This window comes from Candidatus Fusobacterium pullicola (assembly GCA_018883725.1).
GTDB lineage: Bacteria > Fusobacteriota > Fusobacteriia > Fusobacteriales > Fusobacteriaceae > Fusobacterium_A > Fusobacterium_A pullicola.
This window is the reverse complement of record JAHLFN010000083.1, coordinates 19,802-40,801: the sequence shown is the minus strand read 5'-3', so window position 1 is coordinate 40,801 and position 21,000 is coordinate 19,802. Positions and strand designations below refer to the sequence as shown.

Here is a 21,000-nt window from a genome sequence, read left to right as displayed (position 1 = left end):
GTAGTAAAAGCAGGAGTATTTATAAAAGATATGAATGATTTTGCAGCAATAAACGAAGTATACAATGAGTATTTAGGGGATGTAAAACCAGCAAGAGCTTGTGTAGAAGTAGCAAGATTACCAAAAGATGTAAAAGTTGAAATAGAAGTTATAGCTGTAAAATAGTTATAAAAATAAAAAACTCAAGAGTTCACACTCTTGAGTTTTTTTAACTACTCAGCTATAATTTTAGTAGCTGAGTAGTTAAATTTGGTAATTAAATAATTATTTACTTATTAAAATGATAGAACTTCTTGATTTAACAAGATATGTATTTTTTTCTAAAGGAGGAGTTTCCGTTGAAAAATTCTCTTTATCTTCTTTAAATGTATCAACTAATGGATACCATTTTTTACCTTTTTCTAATTTAGGAAGTTCAAACTGTAAGTCACCAAAATATGAGTTTAGAGCAATATAAAATTTAGTATCAGTTTGAATATCTTTTAATTCAAAAGCAATGCTTAAAGAGTGATACGAAAAATCAGGGGAATTTAGTTTAATTCCATGAAGAATAACATCGCTAGTTTTACAATCATCACATTCCCAATATGTATCTTTTTTAAAAATAGAGTAATTTTTTCTTAATTTAATCATATTTTTAACAAACACTATAATATCTTCAAATTCTTTTGCCCTTTCCCAGTCAAACCAAGTAGTTTCATTATCTTGGCAGTAAGCATTATTGTTACCGCTTTGGGTTCTTCCACATTCATCTCCCATTAAGAACATAGGTACACCTTGGGAAATCATTAAAATAAGAAAGAAATTTTTTATTTGTCTTTTTCTTAAAGATAAGATATCTAAACTTTTAGATTCTCCTTCCTCTCCCCAGTTATATGAATTATTATGATTTTCACCATCTCTGTTATTTTCCCCATTACTAATATTGTGTTTTGTATTATAACTTACTAAATCATAGAGAGTGAAACCATCATGACAACTTATAAAATTTATACTACTATATGGTGAACGATTATCTCTTTTAAAAATATCAGGACTTCCAAATATTCTTTTTAAAAGTTCTGGAATCTGCCCAAAATCTCCTTTAATAAATTTTCTCACAACATCTCTATACTTTCCATTCCATTCGCTCCAGCCAGCAGGCATATCTCCAACATAGTATCCACCTAAATCCCAACTTTCAGAAATGAGTTTACAATGAGAAAGGATAGGGTCTTGAGCTATATCACTGAGTACCGAATGAGCTCCCCATTGTCCATTTTCATCTCTTCCAAGTATAGGAGCTAAGTCAAATCTAAATCCATCTACTCCCATATCTAAATACCAATATCTCAATGAGTTTATTATGATATCTTTTCCTATAACACTATTACAATTAAAAGTATTTCCGCAACCAGAATAGTTTTTGTAATTAATACCATCATCTTCTAAAATATAAAAATCTTTATTGCTCATAGCTTTAAAGTTATAAAGATATCCTCCTACTCCACTTTCAGCAGTATGATTATAAACGACATCAAGTATAACTTCAATTCCGTTGTTATGAAGCTCTTTTATTAATTCTTTTAATTCAATAATTTCACTAATGCTATCTAAATTTTTACTAGTGGCAAATTTTTTAGTAGGAGCAAAAAAACTTATTGGATTATAACCCCAGATATTTTCTAACGGCTTATTATTTCCGTCAAATCTTCCAGTATATTCATCCCATTCATAGATAGGTAAAAGCTCTACAGCTGTAATTCCTAAATCTTTTAAATAGGGTATCTTTTCTAAAAAGCCTTTATATTTACCAGGAAATTTAACATAGGAATTTAGATTTTGTGTGAATAATTTAACATGAACTTCATATATTATAGTTTCACTTAAAGGGGTGTTTAGATGTCTTTCTTTGAAAAGTTCTTGTTTAACAGCAATAGATTTTTTCTTAGAACAATTTTTATGGTTTGTATAAGATAGAGCATAGGGATCTAAAAGTTCAGGAGAATCCTCTATATTCCATGTATAGATAAGTCCTTCTTTAGCTTTTCTCAAGAAAATATGCCAAATATCACCGGTCTTATTTAAATTTTCATCCAATTTTAATGAAAAAGTAGGCTCTGTATTATGAGCAAAATCATATATATTTAAAGTTACATTTTTTTTATTTTTACAATAGATACCAAAATTAATTCCAGTTTCAAGTACAGTAGCACCTAATACGGGAAATCCTAAATCAACACTAAACATAATCTCTCCTTTTCAAGCAATATTTTATAGTTAAATTATATAATGTAAGGAATTAAAAGTCAATTAAAGAGGTGGGCATTAAAGTAAAAAAATGGTATAATTTAGTTAAAAATAGAAAGAGGTGAAAAAAATGAGAAAGTTATTGGGTATATTTATAGTTTTTATTTTGTTTATAGCAGAAGCAAAGGGAGCAGAGTATCAAGAGATAATATTAAAATTGGTAAATGAAGCAAGAATAGAGAATGGGCTAACTCCTTTAAAAATAAATGAAGAGCTAAATAATATTGCTATAATGAAGGCAAAAGATATGGCTGAAGAGGAGATTTTATCCCATAATAGCAAGAGATATGGAATGACATTTAATATTATAAAGAAAAAAGGAATAAAATTTAGTGCTGCTGGGGAAAATATAGCTAGATGGCATGATACACCTGAATTTGTAGTGGAGAGATGGTTAAATTCAAAAGGTCATAGAGATAATATTTTAAATTCAAATTATGATGAAACTGGAATAGGAATGGCTAAAGATAAAGATGGAAAAAATTATTGGGTAGAGTTATTTATAAAAAAGAAAAATTAAAAAAATAATAAAAACTATTGTTTTTATTACAAAAACATGCTATTTTAATAGTAAGGGTAATAAATCAATAACTGGGAGTGATTTCAGATGACAAAAAAGGAATTTGTAGAATTATTTGGAGCTAAGGCAGAACTAAAAACAAAGGCTGAAGCAGAGAGATTAACAAAGGTATTCTTAGATACATTAGAAGAGGTGTTAGTAAAGGGAGATAGCATTTCATTCATAGGGTTTGGAAAGTTTGAAACAAGTGAAAGAGCAGAGAGAACTTGTATAAATCCACAAACTAAAAAACCAATGAAAGTTGCTGCAAGAAAGGTTGCAAAATTTAAAGCGGGTAAAAATCTTTTAGAAAAAATGAATCCAGTAGTAGAGAAAAAAGCAACAAAAGGAAAGAAAAAATCTAAATAAGAATATATAGTTAAAGGAGAAAAACTTACTGTGTAAAGGTATTAAAAATCAATACCTAAAAGTAAATTTTTCTCCTTTTATTATATTTTATATAAAAAATCTCTCTTTGTTTAAAAAATATATAAGTTAAATTTGCTATATTATAAATTCAAACTAGATATTTTTTATAAAATAGTATAAAATATTCAAGTATGAATGAAAAATAACAGAACAAGGGAGGTAGTATGAACGGAAATAATAAATTTATAGTAAGTATATTGGGAATAATAGCTCTGTATATAATTACTATTACAACAACAGTAGGAATTACTAAAGAGATTGGAAAAACAAATGTAACTTCGGAGATTAAAGTTAAAGAGGTGGCAATTGAGAGAGAAAAAGAACAGGAACAAGTATTGCCGTTAAAAGAGATAAAGGTAGCTGAAAAACCATCGAAAAAAAATTATGCATATACAATAAATTATAAAACTCCAATATATTCAGAGCCAAACTCTAATACACAGAAGGATAGTTTGAAAAAAGCTGTTAGAGTAGAGGTTTTAGAGGAAAAAGTTATTGAAACACCTAAAGAGGTAAAAGTAAAAAAAGATGATGGTACTTATGAAGTAGAAACAAATATAGAGAAAAGTTTTTGGAAAAGAGTAGTATACGGAAAGAATAATGAAAATAGAGAGGGATGGATTAGAACAGGAAGTTTAACTGAAGATATTCATAAGGTTATTCCAAGTAATTTAAAAAATATAGATTTTACACCAGTTCCTAAGAAAGAGTATCCAAATAATCCAAAAGTTGATGTAAAAGGAATATATCTTACTGTTAATACTGCTGCTTCAAGTAAAAGAATGGATGAATTGATTGATTTAGCTAAGAGAACAGGTATTAACGCCTTTGTTATAGATGTAAAAGAGGACTTTGGAAAGATGTTATTTAGAACAGATGCTGAATTAAAGTATCTAGGAAAGAATGATAAAAAATATCCAATAGCAGATATCAATGCTTTTATGAAAAAACTTAAGGATAATAATATATATACGATAGCAAGAATAGTATCTTTTAAAGACCCAACATATGCAGGAAAGCACCCAGATAAAGCTATTATAAAAAGAGCAACTGGTAAGCCATTTACAAATAGTGATGGGGTAATTTGGGTTTCACCACACGACAGATATCTTTGGGAATACAATGTGGCTGTAGCAAAGGAAGCAGCTAAGGTTGGATTCAATGAGATACAGTTTGATTATGTAAGATTCCCAGCTTCAAATGGAGGAAAATTAGATAAAGAATTAGACTATAGAAATTTTAATGGAGAGTCAAAACCAGAGACAATTCAAAAGTATTTAAAGTATGCTAGAAAAGAGTTAGAGCCATTAGAGGTATACATATCAGCAGATATTTATGGACAAGTAGCTAGCTCTGGAGATGATATGGGGCTTGGACAGTACTGGGAAGTGATAAGCAATGAAGTAGATATGATATCACCAATGGCATATCCAAGTCATTATGGAAAAGGTGTATATGGAATAGCTGTACCAGATGCTGAACCATATAAAACTATATATTATACAACACTAGATGGAGTAAATAGAAACCATAACTTAACTTACCCATCACAAATAAGACCATGGTTACAAGCATTTACAGCTAAATGGGTAAAAGGATATATTCCATATGGTAAAAAAGAGATAGAAGCTCAAGTAAAGGCTTTAGAGGATTTAGGAATACATGAGTATCTACTTTGGAGTCCAAGCAACAGATATGGAATTGTGGAAAAATAGTTGGAAGTAGAAAAAACTATTTAAAAAATTAGGATTATATGATACAATATACAATAGTTCTAATATGGGAGTTGAGATCTTGGAAGGAATTATTAATGTAAATAAACCTAGTGGAATTACATCTTTTGATGTAATAAGAGTACTGAGAAAAGTATTGAAAGAGAAAAGAATAGGACATACAGGAACTTTAGATCCTCTAGCCGAAGGTGTTTTAGTAGTTTGTTTAGGTAGGGCAACAAGACTAGTTCAAGATATAGAGGGGTATTCAAAAGTTTATGTAGCAGGATTTGAACTGGGATATAGAACAGATACTTATGACATAGAGGGAAAAACTGTAGAGAGTTCAGATAAAAAAAGTGCTACAAAAGAGGAGCTAGAAGAGGTTTTAAAATGTTTTATAGGGGATATAAAACAGATTCCACCTATGTATTCTGCACTTAAAGTAGATGGACAGAAACTCTATGATTTAGCAAGAAAAGGGATCGAGATAGAGAGAGAGGCAAGAGATATACATATTGACTTTATTGAGATTTTAGATTTTGATGGAGTAAAGGGAAAAATTAGATGTGGTGTATCTAAAGGAACATATATTCGTTCTCTAATAAATGATATGGGAAGAGAGTTGGGGACTTTTGCAACTATGAACTCATTAGTTAGAGAGAGAGTTGGAGATTCAAAGATAGAAGATGCTTTCTCACTCGAAAATATAGAAAAATTATACAATGAAGGAAAGTTAGATTTTCTTCAAAGTGTTGAAGAGTTTTTCTTATATCCTGATATAGAGATAGACAGTGGAAAAAATCTTACTCTATTTTTAAATGGAAATACTATCAGACAACAAGCTGATAATGGAAGATATAGAATTTACTGTGAAGGTAAGTTCTTAGGTTTAGCAAATGTAAATAACAACTTATTAAAAGGGTATAAATATTTTTAACCCTGAAGGAAGGAAGAATAATGAAAATAAAAAACATAGCAATTATTGCCCATGTTGACCACGGTAAGACAACACTTGTGGACTGTCTTTTAAGACAAGGGGGAGCATTTGGTTCTCATGAGTTAGAGAAAGTTGAAGAGAGAGTAATGGACTCTAACGACATTGAAAGAGAAAGAGGAATAACTATTTTCTCTAAGAATGCTTCTGTAAGATACAAGGATTATAAAATCAATATTGTAGACACTCCAGGACATGCTGACTTTGGAGGAGAAGTACAAAGAATTATGAAAATGGTTGACTCAGTTGTACTTCTAGTAGATGCTTTTGAGGGACCAATGCCTCAAACTAAATACGTTTTAAAGAAAGCTTTAGAACAAGGACATAGACCAATAGTAGTTGTAAATAAAGTAGATAAACCAAATGCAAGACCAGAAGATGTATTATATATGGTTTATGAGTTATTTATTGAGTTAAATGCAAATGATTTACAACTTGAATTCCCAGTTGTATATGCTTCAGGAAAAGGTGGATTTGCTAAGAGAAGTCTAGAAGAGGAAAGTAATGATATGACTCCACTATTTGAAACTATTCTTGAGCATGTTGAGGATCCAGAAGGAGACGACAACAAGCCTATGCAATTCTTAATAACAAATATTGCATATGATAATTATGTTGGTAAGTTAGCTGTTGGAAGAATTCATAACGGTATAGTTAGAAGAAATCAAGAAGTTATGCTTATAAAAAGAGATGGAAAAATGATAAAAGGAAAGATCTCTGTACTTTATGGGTATGAAGGATTAAAAAGAGTAGAGATTCAAGAGGCTCACGCTGGAGATATAGTGTGTATAGCTGGAATAGACAATATAGATATCGGAGAAACTTTAGCAGATGTAAACGAGCCAATAGCTCTTCCATTAATAGATATTGACGAGCCAACACTAGCTATGACATTTATGGTAAATGACTCTCCATTTGCAGGAAAAGAGGGTAAATTTGTAACGTCTAGACATATTTGGGAAAGACTTCAAAAAGAGTTACAAACAAACGTAAGTATGAAGGTAGAAGCAACAGACACTCCAGATGCCTTTGTTGTAAAAGGAAGAGGAGAACTTCAACTTTCTATATTACTTGAAAATATGAGAAGAGAAGGATTTGAAATTCAAGTTTCAAAACCAAGAGTTCTTATGAAAGAGGAAGATGGAAAGAAACTTGAGCCAATTGAAATGGCTTTAATAGATGTTGATGATAGCTATACAGGTGTAGTTATTGAAAAAATGGGTATCAGAAAGGGAGAAATGGTATCTATGATACCAGGTACTGATGGATATACTCGTTTAGAGTTTAAAGTACCAGCAAGAGGACTTATAGGATTTAGAAATGAGTTCTTAACAGATACTAAAGGAACAGGAATATTAAACCACTCATTCTACGATTATGAGCCACATAAAGGTGAGATACCTACAAGAAGTAGAGGAGTATTAATTGCAACAGAGCCAGGAGTAACTGTAGCTTATGCATTAAATAACATTCAAGATAGAGGAACACTGTTCTTAGATCCGGGAATACCTGTATACGAAGGAATGATAGTTGGAGAACACAGTAGAGAAAATGACTTAGTAGTAAATGTATGTAAGACTAAAAAACTTACAAATATGAGAGCTGCAGGAAGTGATGATGCTGTAAAATTAGCTCCACCTAGAAGATTTACTCTAGAGCAAGCCCTTGATTATATAGCAGATGATGAGCTTGTAGAAGTAACTCCTGAAAATATCAGATTAAGAAAGAAATATCTGAAAGAGGGAGAGAGAAGAAAATATGAAAAGAGAAATGAAGAGTAATATTTTTAGAATAATAAGTTTAATAGTTATAGTATCAGTATTTAGTGGGTGCACTCTTTTTCAGAAGAAGGAGAGTGCATCTCCTACAATAGAGCAAGTTTATAGTAGTATTTTAATGGATGATAACTATAGATTGAATAAATATTTGATTGATGGATTTCCAGTAGATTATGAAGATGATATGGGAAGAAATTTGTTAACAGTAGCATTAATGAATAATAGTGTAAACTCTGTACAAGTTCTTTTAAATAGAGGAGTAAATACTGAAAAGAGGGATATACTAGGAAAAACTCCTATATTTTATGTAAGAAGTTTGGAAACACTAAAAAAATTGTGTGAAGATGGAGCTAACTTAAATGTCTATGATAATCAAAATGAGCCATTGTTAGTGTATTTTATAAAAAATAAACCTCTTGCATATTCAAAATATGTTGTAACACAAAAGGTTGATTTTTATTTAAAAGATAAAAATGGTTGGGATGCATTGTTTTGGGCTGGAATTAATGGTGATTCAGCTCTTATAGAAAGAATGAGTGAAAGAGGGGCAAATTTTTTAGAAGTTGATGAAAGAGGAAATTATCCTATTTACTATACATATGATGATAAAAAGATTTTAGAACTTTTGAAAATAAAGGGATATGAGCTAAAGAGAGTAAATAAGGAAAAGGAAAATATTTTAGGTGAGGTATATTTAAGAGCTGTAGCTAATGGATTTATCCCAGTTGTTCAGAAACTTTTAGAGTTAGGAGTAAATCCTAATTATATGTCATATGGAGACTCAGCTATCTCTATAGCTAAAGATAATGAAAATCAAGAGATGTTAGAGTTTCTAAATAGTAAAGGAATAAAATAGGAATTGACAAAATTCTAAAAGATTGTAAAATATAAAAATAAGGGGGGATGCTAGAATGAGATTGAAGAAAGTATCTTTATTATTAATTTTTATATTTTCAATAGTATTAACTAATATATTTTATTCTAGAAATTTACCACCTTTATTTGAGCACAGAAATAATCAAAATATTATTATTTTGGCTGATACTGCTTCTAATTCTCCTGAGATAGTTCCTTTTGAAATTTCAATAAATGATAATACTCATATAGTAGAACAACTGAGAGATGTTATACCAAATTTTATTGGAGTAGTTTCAATTGTTATGCTGAGTATTAAAAATGAAAAAAAGAGTTTTAGTTTCAAGAAGGAGCGAGGCTTAACAGGAATTATAATTTGGGATAGAAAAAGAGTGTTGTTAAATTGAAAAAACTTCATTTTATAGAGAATGAAAATTATAAAATGGAGGATAAAGATGTTAACAGCAAAAGAAAAATTAGAGCTAGAAGAATTAGAAAAAATAAATAAAAGTTTTAATATAAAAGATAATAGGGAGCTAGAGGATAACTATGAGTATGATAATAGATTAGGTGCTTTATTAGTACTAGTCTCTTATTGTGGTATAGGAGTTTTTATCCTGTATAAAGTGGCAGAATTATTACTTAAGAATTTGATTTAAATAAAAAACCATATTTGATATTTTTAATATCAGATGTGGTTTTTTTTAAAATTTATTTTGACTATACTTTTGATTGTAAAATAAAAAAAATGTTTGTAAAAAATATAAATAAACTTGAAATTAAACGATATAAGGAGTATAATTGTAGCTAAGAAATAGTAGTTCGATAAAAAACTACTAACGTGGGGGATAAAAGTGGAGAAAATTATAAATAGATTAATGGAGGTAGGTTTTCTAAAAACAGAAGCGATTATCTATATTACTCTTTTAAAATTAGGAAGGACTAATGGTTATAAATTGGCTAAGGAATTAGAGTTATCAAAATCTACAATATATCAAACTTTAGAAAATATGTATAAAAATGGATATATTTTGATGATTCCAAATAGTAGTAAGGAGTATGAGGCAAAAAATCCGGAGCTCTTATTTGAAGAGTTAGAAAAGAGATACTTTGAAAATTCTATAAACTTAAAAAAAGATTTGAGTAGAGTTACTAATACTAATAAAAAGGAGTATTTCTATAAATTAGAGGGAGAGGAAAATATAAAAACAACTTTATTAAATATAATTTCCAATACCAAGAAAGAACTTTATATAAATACAGATTTTAATTTAGAAGAGATAAGAGAAGAGTTAAAAATTGCAATAGATAGAGGGGTAAGAATAATAGTCTTCTGTTTTAATAAATTGGATAATATGGGATTGAGAATGGAGATCTACCATAAGAGTAACAAAATAGAAAGCTTCAAAAATTCAAGTAGGATAATGTTAGTTTCCGATTTAAATAAAGGATTGATTGTAACAAAAATAGGGGATAAAGTAAGTGGTATATTAACAGATAATCAGATTTTTATAAATATAATATCAGAGCATATACATAGTGATATATATATGGCAAAATTAGCTAAAATTTATGAAGATACTTTTGAAGAAAAAATAAGAATAAATACATTTCATGAAAAAAGGAATCTAATAAAATAGGGAGGAACAATGGGAGAAAGAAAAAGTGGGATACTGATGCATATATCATCATTACCTAGTGAGTATGGAATAGGGGATTTTGGAAAGAAGGCCTATGAGTTTGTAGATTTTTTAAATGAAACTGGACAAAAGTTATGGCAGATACTTCCAATGGGACCAACTGGATATGGAGATTCTCCATATCAATCTTATTCAGCTTTTGCTGGAAACTATCTTTTTATAGATATGGAAGAATTTGTAAGAGATGAATATATAAAAGATAGTGATTTGGATAAACTTAGAGGTCTAAATTATGATGATAATTTGGATTATGGACAGGTAAAAATTGAAAAAGAAAGATTATTAGAAGAGATTTTAGAAAAATTTTTAATAAAAATTGAAAATGATAAAGAATTAGAGGAAGATTATAGAAAATTTGTATTAAAAAATAGATATTGGTTGGAAAATTATGCTCTATATATGGTATTAAAAGATCATTTTAATGGATTACCATGGCAAAAATGGAGTAAAATATATAAAAACAAAATAGAAAATAAATTTGAAAAAAATGTGATTAATGAAAAAAAACTTGAATATTATAGATTTTTACAATATACTTTCTATAAGCAATGGAAAAAATTAAAGGATTATGCAAATGGAAAGGGTATAAAGATAATAGGGGACATACCAATCTTTGCTGCTACAGATAGTGCAGATACTTGGAGCAATTCAGAGATATTCCAATATACAAAATCAAAGACGCCAAAAAGGGTTGCTGGATGTCCACCAGATTATTTCAGTAAGACAGGACAACTTTGGGGAAATATTCTATACGATTGGAAAGTGTTAAAGAAACAAAATTATAAATGGTGGGTTGATAGAGTAAAGTTTTGCTTTGAAATCTATGATATAGTAAGAATAGATCATTTCAGAGGCTTTGAATCATATTGGAGTATAAAATATGGAGCTAAAACCGCCATAAAGGGTAAATGGGAAAAAGGACCCGGAATAGAGTTATTTAGAACAATAGAAAGAAAGATAGGGAAACTTCCCATAATAGCTGAGGATTTAGGATTATTAACACCTCAAGTCAAGAGGTTATTAAGAAAAAGTGAGTACCCTGGAATGAAAATTTTGGAATTTGCTTTTGGAGAGAAGGAGAATGATTATCAACCTCATAGATATGATGAAAATTGTGTAGCATATACAGGAACACATGATAATGATACTATTGTTGGATGGTATGAGAAATTAGATATGGAAACAAAAAATAGATGTGATGAGTATCTAAAAAAATGGTTGATAGAAAAGGGAAGAAATTTTTGGAATCCGATTGAGTGGAGATGTATAGATACCTTGTGGAGTTCGAAGGCTGATATGGTTCTAATACAGATGCAAGATCTATTAGGACAAGGCAGTGAAGCTAGAATGAATACACCATCAACAGTTGGAATAAATTGGAAGTGGAGACTGAAAGAAAAAGATATAACTGAAGATATAAAAAATAGATTAAAAGAAGTAACAACAACATTCAATAGATAAAAAATATTAAGAGGTAAGAAAGATGAGAGTAGAAAAAGAGGTATTAAGAAAACAAATTGAAAAAAATTTGAAGGTAAGTTTTGGGAAAGAGTTGAATGAAGCTAAAGATTTTGAAATCTATAGAGCTTTAGGGCAAGCTATAATGGAGAATATAGCTGATAACTGGTATGACACAGGAAAGCTTTATGAGAAGCAAAAACAAGCTTTTTATCTATCAGCTGAGTTTTTAATGGGAAGAGCTTTAGGAAATAACTTAATTAACTTAGGAATGTTAGGAGAGGTAAGAGAGTTATTTGAGGAGTTAGGAATAGATTACAATAAGGTAGAGGATGCAGAAGAGGATTCAGCTTTAGGAAATGGAGGATTAGGAAGACTAGCTGCTTGTTTCTTAGATTCATTAGCTACACTTAATTTACCAGGAAAAGGATATGGAATAAGATATAGAAATGGAATCTTTAATCAAGAGTTCAGAGATGGATATCAAATAGAAAAGCCAGAAACTTGGTTAAAATATGGAGATGTATGGTCAGTAATGAGACCAGATGATGAGGTAATAGTAGCATTTGGAGATGGAAGTGTTAGAGCTGTACCATATGATATGCCGATAATTGGTTATGGAACAAATAATATAAATACTTTAAGACTTTGGGAAGCACATTCATTAGTAGATTTAGATTTAGCAAAATTTAATCAACAAGATTATCTACATGCAACTCAACAAAAGACTTTAGCTGAAGATATTTCAAGAGTATTATATCCAAATGACTCTACAGATGAGGGGAAAAAATTAAGATTAAAACAACAATACTTCTTTGTATCTGCTTCTTTACAAGATATAGTTAAAAGATATAAGAAAGTTCATGGAAATGATTTTGATAAATTTGAAGAATTTACAGCTATTCAATTAAATGATACACATCCAGTAATTGCAATTCCTGAATTAATGAGAATATTTGTAGATATAGAGGGGATATCTTGGGAAAAAGCATGGAGCATAGTAGAAAAAACATTTGCATATACTAACCATACAATATTAGCAGAAGCTCTAGAAAAATGGTGGGTAGGATTATATGAGCAAGTAGTACCAAGAATTTATCAAATAACTCAAGGAATAGATAATCAATTAAAAGGATTATTAGAAGAGAGATTTCCTAATGATGTAAATAGACAAAATAGAATGAGAATAATAAACGGAAATATGATACATATGGCTTGGTTAGCTATTTATGGAAGTCATAAAGTAAATGGAGTTGCTGCACTTCATACAGAGATATTAAAAAATAAAGAGTTAAAAGATTGGTATGAACTATATCCAGAAAAATTCTTAAATAAAACAAATGGTATCACTCAAAGAAGATGGTTATTACAATCAAATCCACAATTAGCAAACTTAATTACAGAGTTGATAGGAGATTCTTGGATAACAGATCTTAGTGAATTAAAAAAATTAGAGGCATATTTAGACGATGAAAAAGTTTTAAAAAGAATTTTGGATATTAAACATGAGAAAAAGGTAGAATTGGCAGAATTTTTGAAGAAAACTCAAGGAATAGAGATAGATCCAGATTCAATATTTGATGTACAGATTAAAAGACTACATGAGTATAAGAGACAGCTATTAAATATATTCCAAATAATAGGGTTATATAATAAGTTAAAATTAAATCCAAATATGAATTTTACACCTGTTACTTATATATTTGGTGCTAAAGCTGCCCCAGGATATTTCATAGCTAAAGGAATAATAAGACTTATAAATGAAGTAGCTCAAATGATAAATAAAGATCCAGATGTAAATTCAAAGTTAAAAGTTGTATTTGTTGAAAACTATAGAGTTTCTGTAGCTCAAAAATTATTCCCAGCAGCAGATATATCTGAGCAAATATCTACAGCAGGGAAGGAAGCTTCTGGAACAGGAAATATGAAATTTATGTTAAATGGAGCACTTACATTAGGAACAATGGATGGAGCAAACGTAGAGATAGTTGAAGAAGCTGGAAAAGAGAATAACTATATATTTGGTTTAACTGTAAAAGAAGTTGAGGAAATGAGAAATAGCGGATATGATCCTCATGTTCCATATAATTCAGTAGAAGGACTTAAAAAGATTGTAGATTCTCTAGTAGATGGAACATTTAGTGATTTAGGAAATGGAGTTTATGGCAACATTCATAGATCACTTATGGAGACTGCTCCATGGCATCAGGCAGATCAATACTTTGTATTAGAAGATTATGAAGCGTATAGAAGAACTCAACAAATAATTAATAAAGAGTATACTTTTAGAATGGATTGGGCAAGAAAACAGTTAAAAAATATAGCTAATGCTGGAAAATTCTCATCGGATAGAACAATAAAAGAGTATGCAGAGGAGATTTGGAATATCACTCCAGTAAAACTATAAGAGTTTTTTATATGAGGAGGGGAAACGATTGGAAAAAGAGTTGGATAGATATCTCTTCCATAAAGGGGAGAGCAGAGAAGCTTATAAATATATGGGAGCACACTTTGAAGATGATGGAGTTATCTTCAGGGTGTGGGCACCTAATGCTAGAGCTATTTCAGTAGTAGGGGATTTTAATAATTGGACTGGAGATAATTACTTTATGAAGAAGATTAATCCAGAAGGAATTTGGGAGTTAAAAATATCTGGATTAAAGAAGATGGACCTATATAAATTTAGAGTTGAACAAGCAGATGGAAATGTAGTTTTTAAAGCTGATCCATATGCCTTTTATTCAGAGCTAAGACCGAATACAGCTTCAGTTATATATGATATACCACAGTTCAAATGGACAGATACTAGATGGATGAACAAGAGAATAACAGGTTTAAATAAACCTATGAATATTTATGAAGTTCATCTAGGTTCATGGAAAAAAGGTGAAAATGGAGAATTTCTAAACTATAAAGAGATTGCAGAGAAATTGTGTGAGTATGTGAAGGATATGAATTATACTCATATTGAGATTATGCCAATAACAGAGCATCCCTTAGATGCTTCTTGGGGATATCAAAGTACTGGATATTATTCTGTAACTAGTAGATATGGAACCCCTGAAGATTTTATGTATTTTGTAAATCATATGCACAGGCACAATATAGGGGTAATTCTAGATTGGGTACCTGGTCATTTCTGTAAGGATAGTCATGGACTATATAGATTTGATGGAACAGCTACTTATGAGTATGCAGATGAAAGAATAGGAGAGAATAAGGAGTGGGGAACTTGTAACTTTGATTTAACGAGATATGAAGTTCAAAGTTTTCTGATCTCTAATGTGAATTTTTGGTTTAAGGAATTTCATCTAGATGGAATAAGGATAGATGCTGTGGCTAATATGTTATATCTTCCTAATGTAGATGGACTTACAAATGCTTATGGAGGAAAGGAAAATCTTGGAGCGGTAAATTTCTTCAAGAAATTCAACAGTGTAATTCATGAAGATTATCCGAATTGTTTAATTATGGCAGAGGACTCTACAGCTTGGCCAAATGTAACAAAACATGCAGTAGATGGTGGTTTGGGATTTGATAACAAATGGAATATGGGCTGGATGAATGATACTTTAAAATATTTTGAAGAGGATCCTCTTTATAGAAAGGATCATCATGGAAAGCTTACGTTTTCTTTTATGTATGCTTTTTCAGAGAACTATGTGTTACCACTTTCACATGATGAGGTAGTTCACGGAAAAAAATCAATAGTTAATAAGATGCCAGGATTTTTTGGAGCACAGTTAGCTAATGTAAGAGCTTTATACTCATATCAGATGCTACATCCCGGAAAAAAACTGAATTTTATGGGGAATGAATTTGCACAAGGATTGGAATGGAGATTCTATGAGCAATTGGAATGGCAACTCTTGAATAGTGAAGAAAATAAAAAAATACAAGATTATTGTAGGGCTCTAAATAAGCTGTATTTAAAGGAGAATGCTCTTTGGGAAGATAGTTGGGATACATTTGAATGGATAGAGCACGAAAATAATAATGGAAATACAATATCTTTTTTAAGAAAAACAAAAGATGGAAGTGAAAAAGTAATAGGGCTATTTAATTTTTCTGGAGAGAATAAAATAGGTTATAGAATAGGAGTTCCAGAAAATAAAATATATAGAGTGATTCTTAACAGCGATGATGAAAAATATGGAGGAACTAACTTTAGTAAGAGAAAGAGATATAAACCAGTTATAGAGGTATGGAATGGAAGGCCTCAACATATTCAGGTGGATATAGGAGCAAACTCTGTAATTTTTCTTAAAGCTGAAGAGAGAAAAGTAAAAGAGGGGAGTGAAGATAAAAAAGAAGCGGAAGCTTTAAAAGTAGGTAATAACAAAGGGAAAAAAGAAAAAGCAAAAGAGAGATCTTAAGATAAAATAGTAATATATTTGGGAGGATAGGTATGAAGAAGAAACATATAATAGCCATGTTATTGGCAGGAGGACAAGGAAGTCGTTTAAAAAAACTTACAGAAAAAATAGCTAAACCAGCAGTTTCTTTTGGAGGTAAGTATAGAATAATAGACTTTACGTTGAGCAACTGCTCTAACTCAGGAATAGATACAGTTGGAGTATTAACTCAGTATGAACCTCATATTTTAAATGAACATATTGGAAATGGATCACCATGGGATTTAGATAGAATGAATGGTGGAGTAACAGTATTACAACCTCATACGAAGAAAAATGATGAAGGTGGTTGGTATAAAGGGACAGCAAATGCTATATACCAAAATATTTCATTCATAGACAAGTATGATCCAGACCATGTATTAATCTTATCAGGAGATCATATCTATAAAATGGATTATGATAAGATGTTGAAATTCCATGAGGAAAAAGATGCAGATGTAACAATTGGAGTATTTAACGTACCTTTAAAAGATGCACCAAGTTTTGGAATAATGAATACTAATGAAGATTTTTCAATATATGAATTTGAAGAAAAACCAAAAAATCCAAAAAGTACACTAGCTTCAATGGGAATATATATATTTAAATGGAGTGTTTTAAAGAAATATCTAATAGAAGATGAGTTAGATCCTAATTCAAGTAATGATTTTGGAAAAAATATTATACCAAACCTATTAAATGATAAAATGAAACTTTATGCATACCCATTTGAAGGATATTGGAAAGATGTTGGAACAATAGAAAGCTTCTGGGATGCTCATATGGATCTATTAAAAGACGATAATGAATTAAATCTATTTGATAAAAGTTGGAGAATCAATACACGTCAAGGGGTTTATCCACCTTTATATGTAAGTGATGATGCAAAAGTAATAACTTCTCTTGTAGAAAAAGGATGTGAAATAGAGGGAGAAGTTAAGAATTCAGTTATTTTTCCAGGGGTAAAAATAGGAAAAAATAGTAAAGTCTATAACTCTGTAATAATGGCGGATACAGTAATCGAAGAAAATGTAATTATCAACAAAGCTATTTTAGCTAATGATGTAAGAATAGAGAAAAATACTGTAGTTAGGGATAATGAGGAGATTGTTGTAATCGGACAGGGAGAAATAATAAAGAGTAATGCTATAAAATAGGTTTAATAAAGGGGAGGAAAATATGCTAAATAATTACATGGCTATAATATTTTTAGATGAAAATTTAGATAATATAAGATCACTTACAAAGATGAGACCACTTGCATCAGTTCCAGTAGGAGGGACATATAGAATAATAGATTTTCCATTGTCAAATCTTGTAAATGCAGGAATAAGAAATGTTGGTATTTTTGCTGGAAACGAGGATCTAAACTCACTTACAGACCATATAGGAAGAGGAACGGAGTGGGATTTAGATAGAAAAAAAGATGGAATATTTATGTTTAAACAAATGGCAGATTCTACATATACAACTAATATAAAAAGAGTTAAGAAAAATATGGAATATTTTTTCCGTAGTAAGCAAGAAAATATAGTTGTTTTAAGTTCACATATGGTTTGTAACTTAGATATTAAAGATGTGGTAAAACATCATGAGGCTAGTGGAAGAGATATAACATTAGTTTATAAAAATGTAAATAACGCAAATGAGAGATTCGATAATTGTGATAGTGTTAAAATTGGAGAAAATGGAGAGGTTTTAGGAATAGGACAAAATCTTTTCTTTAAAAAGGATGAAAATATATCTCTAGAAGCTTTTGTTATGAGTAAAGAACTTTTAATAAAAATGATATGTGATGGAATACAAGATGGAGTTTACTATACAGTAAGAGATCTAGTAACAAGAAATGTAGGAAGAGTTTCGGTAAATGGTTATGAATTCAAAGGGTACTTATCTTGTATTAACTCAACAAAAGAGTATTTTGATTTTAATATGGATCTTTTAAAGAAAGAAGTTAGAGACGATTTATTTAATCCAGAAAGAAGTATATATACTAAGACAAAGGATACACCACCATCACTATTTAGAGAGAGTGCGGAAGTTAATAATAGCTTAATAGCCAATGGATGTATGTTAGGAGGAGTTGTAAAAAACTCTGTTTTGGCTAGAGGTGCAGTAGTTGAAGCTGGAGCTATAGTTGAGGATTGTATACTATTACAAGATAGTGTTGTAAAAGCTGGGGCTGTTTTGAAAAATATCATTGTAGATAAAAATAATGTTATAAATTCAAATGAAAAACTAAGTGCTTCTAGAAATTATCCGTTAGTAATAGAAAAAAATATAAAATGGGATGATAAGCACTATAAAAATTTATTAGCTTATTTAGAAGGAGCTAGAAAAAACTAAGAGGAGGAGAGATATGAAGGTACTTTTTGCTACTGGAGAAGCTTGGCCATTTATAAAGACTGGTGGATTAGGAGATGTAGCTTACTCACTACCTAAGGCATTAAAAGCAAAGGGAATAGATGCAAGAGTAATTCTACCTAAATATGGGCAGATACCAGAGAAATACAGAAATAACATGAAGCATCTTGGGCATAAAAAAATCTGGGCATCTCACTATGATGCTTATGTAGGAATAGAGAGTTATGAACTAGAAGGAGTAACATATTATTTTGTTGATAATATGCAATATTTTACAAGGTCTAAAATATATGGTGAGTTAGATGATTGTGAAAGATTTGTTTTTTTCACAAAGGCAGTAGTAGAAACTTTTGATATTACAGGTTTTACTCCAGATATTATTCATTGTAATGATTGGCATACTGCTCTTACTCCAATATATCTTTTAGAGAGAGGATTTACAAATATAAGGACAGTATTTACAATTCATAACTTAAGATTCCAAGGGTTTTTTCCAAATCAAGAGTTGGAAGAAACTTTAGAGATTGACAGATGGAAGTATTATCAAGAGGACGGATTAAAATACTATGATATGATATCTTTCTTAAAAGGTGGAGTAGTATATTCAGATTATGTAACTACAGTAAGTAAATCTTATGCTGAGGAGATAAAAACTCCGGAGTATGGAGAGGGAATAGATGGACTTTTTAGAAAGTTTGATAGTAAATTAGTAGGAATAGTAAATGGAATAGATGGGAATGTATTTAAATTAAATAATACTCCTAAAGAAGAGTTAAAGGCTAAACTACAAAAAAGATTAGGTTTAGAAGTAAATCCAAGTATACCATTAGTAGCTATAATCTCAAGATTGGATAGACAAAAGGGTATAGATATGATAACACAGACTTTTGATAGAATGATGAATCTTGGAATCCAATTTGTACTCCTTGGAAGCGGAGAGGCACATTATGAGAACTTCTTTAGATGGAAAGAGAGTCAGTACCCAGGTAGAGTTTGCTCTTATATAGGGTTTAATCAACCACTTTCTATAGAGGTGTATGAAGGGGCTGATATTTTCTTAATGCCATCTCTTTTTGAACCATGTGGACTATCACAAATGATAGCTATGAGATATGGAACTATCCCTCTTGTAAGAGAAACTGGAGGATTGAAAGATACTGTAACTCCATACAATGAATTTACTGGAGAGGGAGATGGATTTGGGTTTAAAGAACCAAATGGAGATGTAATGTTAAAGATACTTTCATATGCTATCTCAATCTATAAAGATAAATCTCAATGGAATGGAATTATAAAAAATGCTAAGGCTAGAGATAATAGTTGGGATAAATCGGCAGATAAATATATTGAAATATATAAAAAAATAACAGTATAATAAAGGAATATAAATGGGAGTTGCAAATAAAAAAGTTATTTGTAACTCCCAGTATTATTATCTAAGGAAATTATAAATTTTTTAATAAAAGAGGGAGCTTTTATTATTTTAATATGTGATAAATAGAATTAAATAAAAATTGTTTCTAAAAATAAATATGCTATAATATAAAAAAAGAAACAAAGGAGAAAAGAGATGGAAAAATTTTTAAATGAAGTTGTTTTAAAATTAGCCGATAAAAATATTTTTGTAAACTTTACGGTAGAATTAATATTTTTTGCTTTAAAATTAGTATTTTGTATCTTCCTATATTATATAGTAATAAAGACAATAAAAAAGATTACACCACTATTTAGTTTAAAAAAGAAAAAAGAGGAAATTGTAGTAGATAAATCTTTAAAAAGTTTTATAAGATCTATATTAAATATAGGATTACATGCTTTATTGATAACTATTTGTTTACTTATAATGGGAGTTAAGGAGAGTAGTTTATTAGCATTTTTTGGAACAATGGGAATAGGTGTTGGTCTTGCTTTAAAAGATAACCTATCTAACTTTGCTGGTGGAATAATTATTTTAATCTTTAAAGTGTATAAAGTAGGAGATGAGGTAAATATAGATGAAGAAGAAGGATATATTTATGATATAGATATTTTTTCAACGACTTTAAGAGCACATAACAACGATTTAATAGTTATACCAAATGGAATAATAATATCAAATAAGATAATCAACTATACAAAGACACCAACTAGAAGATTAAAATTTATAATAGGTATAGCTTATGATGCGGATATAGATATAGCAAGAAAAGCTCTAGAAGAGATGTTAAGAAGTAATCCACTTGTATTAAAGGATCCAGATGTATATTCACATGTAGAGTCTTATGGAGATAGCTCTATAAATATAGCATTGAAAGGATGGACTACAAACGATCACTATTGGACAGTGTATAAACAAACTTTAAATAATATTAAAAAGGCTTTAGATGGAGTAAATGTTGAAATTCCATTCCCACAAATGGATTTAAGCATAAAAAATCCAAAAATAGATATTAATCTAAAGAAAGATTAGGAGAGAAATTAAA

General features: G+C 29.8%; 17 protein-coding genes and 1 pseudogene. 17 read left to right on the top strand and 1 reads right to left on the bottom strand.

The window, feature by feature from the left end:
* A partial coding sequence (locus tag IAA47_09645) for a reactive intermediate/imine deaminase (GenBank protein ID MBU3843224.1) occupies positions 1-165 on the top strand: 165 nt, incomplete at its 5' end.
* A 99-nt stretch (positions 166-264) separates the two neighbouring features.
* Here IAA47_09645 and IAA47_09640 read toward each other — a convergent pair.
* Positions 265-2,229, bottom strand: a complete 1,965-nt coding sequence (locus IAA47_09640; protein ID MBU3843223.1) for an isoamylase — start codon at positions 2,227-2,229, stop codon at positions 265-267.
* 130 nt (positions 2,230-2,359) lie between these two features.
* Here IAA47_09640 and IAA47_09635 point away from each other — a divergent pair, with 130 nt between their 5' ends.
* The 16 genes and pseudogenes from IAA47_09635 (at position 2,360) to IAA47_09560 (ending at position 20,987) form a co-directional block, all read left to right on the top strand.
* A complete protein-coding gene (locus tag IAA47_09635; GenBank protein ID MBU3843222.1) occupies positions 2,360-2,809 on the top strand; it encodes a CAP domain-containing protein in 450 nt (149 codons plus the stop codon).
* 87 nt (positions 2,810-2,896) lie between these two features.
* Positions 2,897-3,217: an HU family DNA-binding protein gene (locus IAA47_09630; protein ID MBU3843221.1), complete on the top strand. Its 321-nt coding sequence runs from the start codon at positions 2,897-2,899 to the stop codon at positions 3,215-3,217.
* A gap of 224 nt (positions 3,218-3,441) precedes the next feature.
* Positions 3,442-4,992 (top strand): putative glycoside hydrolase, encoded by a 1,551-nt coding sequence (locus IAA47_09625; GenBank protein ID MBU3843220.1) that lies wholly within the window; start codon positions 3,442-3,444, stop codon positions 4,990-4,992.
* 79 nt (positions 4,993-5,071) lie between these two features.
* The gene (truB, locus tag IAA47_09620; protein MBU3843219.1) at positions 5,072-5,929 is read left to right on the top strand and encodes a tRNA pseudouridine(55) synthase TruB; all 858 of its coding nucleotides are present in this window, start codon (positions 5,072-5,074) and stop codon (positions 5,927-5,929) included.
* 20 nt (positions 5,930-5,949) lie between these two features.
* Entirely contained in the window at positions 5,950-7,767 is a 1,818-nt protein-coding gene (gene typA, locus IAA47_09615) for a translational GTPase TypA (GenBank protein MBU3843218.1), read from the top strand.
* A complete protein-coding gene (locus tag IAA47_09610) occupies positions 7,745-8,620 on the top strand; it encodes an ankyrin repeat domain-containing protein (GenBank protein ID MBU3843217.1) in 876 nt (291 codons plus the stop codon). The genes typA and IAA47_09610 overlap by 23 nt, the downstream gene beginning before the upstream one ends.
* 55 nt (positions 8,621-8,675) lie before the next feature.
* On the top strand, positions 8,676-9,026 hold the full coding sequence (locus IAA47_09605; protein MBU3843216.1) for a hypothetical protein: 351 nt from the start codon (positions 8,676-8,678) through the stop codon (positions 9,024-9,026).
* A 48-nt stretch (positions 9,027-9,074) separates the two neighbouring features.
* Positions 9,075-9,278 carry a hypothetical protein gene (locus tag IAA47_09600; protein MBU3843215.1) on the top strand — a complete coding sequence of 68 codons (204 nt, stop codon included), beginning with the start codon at positions 9,075-9,077 and terminating at the stop codon, positions 9,276-9,278.
* Between the two features lie 195 nt (positions 9,279-9,473).
* Positions 9,474-10,259 carry a TrmB family transcriptional regulator gene (locus tag IAA47_09595; protein MBU3843214.1) on the top strand — a complete coding sequence of 262 codons (786 nt, stop codon included), beginning with the start codon at positions 9,474-9,476 and terminating at the stop codon, positions 10,257-10,259.
* Positions 10,260-10,268: 9 nt separating this feature from the next.
* Positions 10,269-11,780 carry a 4-alpha-glucanotransferase gene (gene malQ, locus IAA47_09590; protein ID MBU3843213.1) on the top strand — a complete coding sequence of 504 codons (1,512 nt, stop codon included), beginning with the start codon at positions 10,269-10,271 and terminating at the stop codon, positions 11,778-11,780.
* 22 nt (positions 11,781-11,802) lie between these two features.
* Positions 11,803-14,184, top strand: coding sequence for a glycogen/starch/alpha-glucan phosphorylase (locus IAA47_09585; protein ID MBU3843212.1), 2,382 nt, complete (start codon positions 11,803-11,805; stop codon positions 14,182-14,184).
* 28 nt (positions 14,185-14,212) lie between these two features.
* Positions 14,213-16,060, top strand: a pseudogene (gene glgB / locus IAA47_09580) (1,4-alpha-glucan branching protein GlgB).
* Between the two features lie 125 nt (positions 16,061-16,185).
* Positions 16,186-17,331: a glucose-1-phosphate adenylyltransferase gene (locus IAA47_09575; protein ID MBU3843211.1), complete on the top strand. Its 1,146-nt coding sequence runs from the start codon at positions 16,186-16,188 to the stop codon at positions 17,329-17,331.
* A 22-nt stretch (positions 17,332-17,353) separates the two neighbouring features.
* Positions 17,354-18,520, top strand: a complete 1,167-nt coding sequence (gene glgD, locus IAA47_09570; GenBank protein ID MBU3843210.1) for a glucose-1-phosphate adenylyltransferase subunit GlgD — start codon at positions 17,354-17,356, stop codon at positions 18,518-18,520.
* Positions 18,521-18,533: 13 nt separating this feature from the next.
* Positions 18,534-19,913, top strand: a complete 1,380-nt coding sequence (locus IAA47_09565) for a glycogen synthase (protein MBU3843209.1) — start codon at positions 18,534-18,536, stop codon at positions 19,911-19,913.
* 195 nt (positions 19,914-20,108) lie between these two features.
* Positions 20,109-20,987 carry a mechanosensitive ion channel gene (locus tag IAA47_09560; protein ID MBU3843208.1) on the top strand — a complete coding sequence of 293 codons (879 nt, stop codon included), beginning with the start codon at positions 20,109-20,111 and terminating at the stop codon, positions 20,985-20,987.
* The last annotated feature ends 13 nt before the right edge of the window (positions 20,988-21,000 follow it).

What these genes read in the sequence shown, in the direction of transcription:
- IAA47_09600 (MBU3843215.1), top strand. Translation starts at nt 9,075, where the DNA reads ATGTTAACAGCAAAAGAAAAATTAGAGCTAGAAGAATTAGAAAAAATA.
- IAA47_09560 (MBU3843208.1), top strand. Translation starts at nt 20,109, where the DNA reads ATGGAAAAATTTTTAAATGAAGTTGTTTTAAAATTAGCCGATAAAAAT.
- typA (MBU3843218.1), top strand. Translation starts at nt 5,950, where the DNA reads ATGAAAATAAAAAACATAGCAATTATTGCCCATGTTGACCACGGTAAG.
- IAA47_09605 (MBU3843216.1), top strand. Translation starts at nt 8,676, where the DNA reads ATGAGATTGAAGAAAGTATCTTTATTATTAATTTTTATATTTTCAATA.
- IAA47_09610 (MBU3843217.1), top strand. Translation starts at nt 7,745, where the DNA reads ATGAAAAGAGAAATGAAGAGTAATATTTTTAGAATAATAAGTTTAATA.
- malQ (MBU3843213.1), top strand. Translation starts at nt 10,269, where the DNA reads ATGGGAGAAAGAAAAAGTGGGATACTGATGCATATATCATCATTACCT.
- IAA47_09630 (MBU3843221.1), top strand. Translation starts at nt 2,897, where the DNA reads ATGACAAAAAAGGAATTTGTAGAATTATTTGGAGCTAAGGCAGAACTA.
- IAA47_09635 (MBU3843222.1), top strand. Translation starts at nt 2,360, where the DNA reads ATGAGAAAGTTATTGGGTATATTTATAGTTTTTATTTTGTTTATAGCA.
- IAA47_09565 (MBU3843209.1), top strand. Translation starts at nt 18,534, where the DNA reads ATGAAGGTACTTTTTGCTACTGGAGAAGCTTGGCCATTTATAAAGACT.
- IAA47_09585 (MBU3843212.1), top strand. Translation starts at nt 11,803, where the DNA reads ATGAGAGTAGAAAAAGAGGTATTAAGAAAACAAATTGAAAAAAATTTG.
- IAA47_09625 (MBU3843220.1), top strand. Translation starts at nt 3,442, where the DNA reads ATGAACGGAAATAATAAATTTATAGTAAGTATATTGGGAATAATAGCT.
- glgD (MBU3843210.1), top strand. Translation starts at nt 17,354, where the DNA reads ATGCTAAATAATTACATGGCTATAATATTTTTAGATGAAAATTTAGAT.
- IAA47_09575 (MBU3843211.1), top strand. Translation starts at nt 16,186, where the DNA reads ATGAAGAAGAAACATATAATAGCCATGTTATTGGCAGGAGGACAAGGA.
- IAA47_09640 (MBU3843223.1), bottom strand. Translation starts at nt 2,229, where the DNA reads ATGTTTAGTGTTGATTTAGGATTTCCCGTATTAGGTGCTACTGTACTT.